The sequence below is a fragment of the Anaerolineae bacterium genome (genome assembly GCA_014360855.1).
In the GTDB taxonomy this organism is placed as follows: Bacteria; Chloroflexota; Anaerolineae; order JACIWP01; family JACIWP01; genus JACIWP01.
The window spans coordinates 1-4,319 of sequence record JACIWP010000252.1; the positions used below are offsets into that span (position 1 = coordinate 1).

The following is a 4,319-nucleotide window of genomic DNA, read 5'->3' on the forward strand; positions in this document are numbered from 1 at the left end:
TGGCGATGCTGGTGCTGGCCGCCGGCATATACCTTTGGCGGACGCCGGCGGCGCGTTCCGAGATTTCCGGCCGCCTGGGGCTGGCGCCCACGCCGGCGGCCGGCCCCTACATCTTCGCGTCGGGCAGTATCGAGGCCACCCTGGTAGGCGTCTCCAGCGAGGTCGGCGGACGGGTGGCGGCTGTCCATGTTGATGAAGGGGACGAGGTGAGCCAGGGGCAGGTGGTGGTGGAGCTGGATACCGCCCTGATAGATGCCGAGATTCGCAAAGCCGAGGCCGCGGTGGCGCTGGCCGAGGCCGGCGTCGCGCTGGCCCGGGCGCCGTTCCAGCCGGAGCTGATCGCCAAGGCCGAGGCGTACCAGCACCAGGCGGAGCTGGCGGTGCAGGCCGCCTATCAGGCCTGGCAGGATGCGCAGGCCGTCCTGACAGCGCCGCGCGATGTGGATGTCCAGCTCGCTGGCGCCCGCGCCAAGGCTTCCGCGGCCGAGCTTCAGGTACAGATCGCCGGCCTGCTGGCCCAGGCCGCGGACCTGGAGCAGGCCATGTACGAACGCCTGGTGAAAAGCCTGGAGGGGGGTGTGGAGGTGGTCGTGCCGGGGCCGGGTGGTCCGACGCCAGTGAAGGTGCCGGCGCCGCCCCAGAGCCTGGAGCAGGCGCGCGAGCAGTGGAACCTGGCGAGCCAGCGCACCTGGCAGGCCTATGCCGCGCTGGAAGAGGCCAAACGCGCTAGGGAGGCCGCCCTGCGGACCCTGGCGGACCTCCAGCGCCAAAAGGAAACCCCCATCACGTTGGAGGCGCAGGTGCATGCCGCGGAGGCCAATTATCAGCAGGCCCTGGCGGCGGAGGAAGCGGCGCGCCGCGCCGTCGAGGACCTGAAAGCCGGCCCGCGCCCGGAAGATATCGCGGTGGCCCAGGCGGAGCTGAGCAAGGCCCAGGCGGCGCTGAAGCTTCTGCAGACCCAGCGGGAGAAGATGATCCTGCGGGCGCCGGCGGCCGGCCTGGTCACCGAACGCAGTGTGGGCCTAGGAGAGGTGATTGCGCCGGGCGTCCGCATCCTGCGCATCGCAAACCTGGATGAGGTGACCCTTACCGTTTATGTGCCGGAGCCGCAGATCGGCCGGGTGAAGCCCGGCCAGCGGGTGCTGGTGGAGGTGGACGCCTATCCCGGCCGGCAGTTCGAGGGGCGCGTCAGCCGGATCGCTGATGAGGCCGAGTTCACCCCGAAGAGCGTCCAGACGAAGGAGGAACGGGTCAGCCTGGTCTTCGCCGTGGAGATCGAGATCCCTAATCCTGACCACGCCCTGAAGCCGGGCATGCCGGCCGACGCCTGGATTTTCGTCGAGGAGGTGCGCTGATGTCCAGACCCCGCCGCCGCACCATGCTCATGGCACTGCTCATCCTGCTGACCGCCGCCGGCTGTCTCTCCTGGCCGGCCCAGCAGGCGGGCATCCTATCGTTCATGGGTTCTCGCCGGGAAAACAGCGCCCCTTTCGAGGCCTCCGGCACCATTGAGGCGGAGCAGGTAACCATTGCCAGCGAAATTGGCGGCCGGGTGGTGCAGGTGTACGGCCGGCAGGGGCAGGCTGTGGCGCAGGGGGAAGTGCTGATCGCGCTGGACGACGCGCTCATCCGCGCCCAGATCGGACAGGCCCAGGCGGAGGTGGAGAAGGCCCAGGCGGAGCTGGAACAGCTTCTGGCCGGCGCCCGGCCGCATCAGGTGGAACGGGCCCGGGCGGAGCTGGCGCAGGCCGAAGCGAAGGACGCCGGCGCCAAACAGGCCTGGGAGGATGCCCGGCGACTGCGGGAGGACCCTCAGGAGCTGGACGCGCAGATCCACGCCGCGCAGAACGAGGTGGCCCTGGCCGAGGCGCGCCTGGACGCGGCGCGTGCCCGCCTCTCGGAGGCGGAAGCCCGCTATGAGGCGTCAAAAGGGGGCGGCTCGGATATCGAGAAGACGACCCAGGAAATCCTGCGCCTGCAGGTCGAGGCGGCTCGCTTGGCGGTCCAGCAGGCCGAGATCGCGCTGGCCGGCGCACGGCAGACGCTGGCAGTGCTTCAGCAGATACGCGCCCAGCCGGCCTCCCTCGATGCAAGCGTCCATCAGGCGGAGTGGGGCTATAAGCTGGCCGAGGCCGAGGTGGAGGTGCGTCGGGCGGAGCTGGCACTGCTGACCGCCGGCCCGCGCGCGGAAGAGGTGGCGTTGGCCCAGCGCAAGGTCGAGCTGGCACAGCGTGCCGTCGAGGCGCTGGAGGTCCAGCGCGACAAGCTGATCCTGCGGGCGCCCATCGCCGGCGTCATTTCCTCGGTCATGATCCACGCTGGGGAGAGCGCGACCGCCGGCGCCGCCCTGATGACGATCTCGGACCTTGCCCACGTGCACCTGACCATTTACGTGCCGGAGGCCGACCTGGGACGCGTGTACCTGGGACAGCCGGCGGAGGTGCGGGTGGATACCTATCCCGATCGCGTGTTCCCCGGCCGGGTGACGTATATCTCCTCACAGGCGGAGTTCACCCCGCGCAGTGTGCAGACGAAGGAAGAGCGCGTCAATATGGTCTTTGCCGTGAAAATCGCGCTGGACAATGTGGAGGGCATATTGAAGCCGGGGATGCCGGCGGATGCGAAGCTCCTGCCGTAGGGGTTACGCCGGCCGGCGGGATACCATGTGCCAGATGCCGAGGGGCTCCGGCGCCCGCACCAGCAAGGAGGCCAGCAGGTACATCAGCGCGCCGATGGTGATGCCGCCCAGGGCGATCAGCCAGGCACTGCTCTCCCCAAGATAGTACATGAAGCTCCACAGCACCATACCCATAGCGCCGGCGGAAAGCGTGATGCGGCCGAGGGAGGCGCTCATCTCTCCCCACGGCAGGCCGCCGGCGCGCCGCGCCAACAGCGCCATCAGCACAATCATCTCCAGCAGGGTAGCAATAGAGTTTGCCAGTGCCAGGCCGGCGTGTCCCATGCCACCGGCTTCTGTCGGCCGGCCCAATAGCAGGCTCAGGATGATGTTCAGCCCCATCGCCCCCAGGCCCACCAACACCGGCCGCAGGGTGTCATGCAGGGCGTAAAAGGCGCGCGAGAGGATCTCCACCGCGGAATGCCCGACCAGCCCGATGGCGTAGAATGCCAGCGCGCTGGCGACCCAGGCGGTGCTGTGGGCGTCGAAGGCGCCGCGCTGGAGCAGGACCTGCACCAGCGGCCGGCGCAGGAGGATAAGCCCCACGCTGGCCGGCACCGAGAGGTACAGCGTCGCCCGCAGGGTGGCGCTGACAGTGGAGCGGAAAGCGGACATTTCCCCCCGTGCCGCCTGCGCCGAGAAGGTCGGGAAGGCGGCGGTAGCCACTGCCTGGGCGAAAATGCCCTGGGGCAGGAGCATGATGAGCCAGGCGTAGTTCAGCGCCGAGAGGGAGCCGGCCGGCAGGCGCGAGGCCAGGATGGTGTTGACCAGGAAGTTGACCTGCACGGCCGCCAGGCCGATGGTGCGGGGGAGCATCAGCCGGCCGACCTCACGCACGTTCGCATCCCGCAGGCCCAGGATGGGCGCGTAGAACCCGTCCAGCCGGCACAGCGCCGGCATCTGTACCAGCAGGTGCAGGAGCGCGCCGACCACCACCCCGACGGCCAACCCCTCCACCCCGAGAGAGGGCGACAGCCAGAGCGCGCCGGCGATGATGGCAAGGTTGTACAATGATGGCGCCAGGGCCGGCGTCAGGAAATGCTGGTGCGAGTTCAGGATGCCCATCAACACCCCGCTGACGCCAAAGATGATGGGCGTGAGCAGCATCAGCCGCATCAGATGGGCGGTCAGCGCCTGCTGAGCGGGGGTGAAGCCGGGGGCAATGATATGCCGCACCAGCGGGCCGGCCAGCAGGCTGGCGAGGAACGAAAGCACGGTCAGCAACAGCATGAGCAGATTGATAATGGCGCTGGCCAGACGCCAGGCGTCGCGCCGGCGCTCCTGGGCCAGCAGGCCGGCGAAGGTAGGGATGAAGGCGGAGCCGAGCGCGCCGCCGGCCACAAGCTGAAAGAGCAGGTCGGGCAGGCGGAACGCCGCCAGATAGGCGTCCAAGGCGGCGCTGGTGCCGAACTGATGGCCGATGACGATCTCGCGCAGCATGCCCAACAGCCGGCTGAGCACGAACAGCCCCATCACCAGCACCGCGGCACGTGCGATCTGTCGTTTGTCAGCTTCCGCGTTGTCCATTCCGCCGCGCTCCAACGTATGGATGGCTCCATTATATGCCGGCGCGCGGCCAGGGCAAATAGGGGATGCCCACCCCAGGCCTTTTCCCCCATGCGGGGAGGGGAGTGCCCCACCC

Annotated in this window: 3 protein-coding genes; 2 read left to right on the plus strand and 1 reads right to left on the minus strand. The window is 69.0% G+C overall.

Annotation, left to right across the window (positions count from 1 at the left end; all coding sequences use genetic code 11):
* Together H5T60_12085 and H5T60_12090 are read left to right on the plus strand one after the other, a co-directional pair.
* Nucleotides 1-1,355, plus strand: a 1,355-nt coding sequence (locus tag H5T60_12085) for an efflux RND transporter periplasmic adaptor subunit (GenBank protein MBC7243171.1), incomplete at its 5' end; no start/stop codon positions are given.
* Nucleotides 1,355-2,638, plus strand: coding sequence for an efflux RND transporter periplasmic adaptor subunit (locus tag H5T60_12090; protein ID MBC7243172.1), 1,284 nt, complete (start codon nt 1,355-1,357; stop codon nt 2,636-2,638). The genes H5T60_12085 and H5T60_12090, both read left to right, overlap by 1 nt.
* Nucleotides 2,639-2,641: 3 nt before the next feature.
* On the opposite strand, the gene murJ is transcribed toward H5T60_12090, so the two are convergent.
* Nucleotides 2,642-4,204, minus strand: coding sequence for a murein biosynthesis integral membrane protein MurJ (gene murJ, locus H5T60_12095; protein MBC7243173.1), 1,563 nt, complete (start codon nt 4,202-4,204; stop codon nt 2,642-2,644).
* Between the last annotated feature and the right edge of the window lie 115 nt (nt 4,205-4,319).

What these genes read in the sequence shown, in the direction of transcription:
- H5T60_12090 (MBC7243172.1), top strand. Translation starts at nt 1,355, where the DNA reads ATGTCCAGACCCCGCCGCCGCACCATGCTCATGGCACTGCTCATCCTG.
- murJ (MBC7243173.1), bottom strand. Translation starts at nt 4,204, where the DNA reads ATGGACAACGCGGAAGCTGACAAACGACAGATCGCACGTGCCGCGGTG.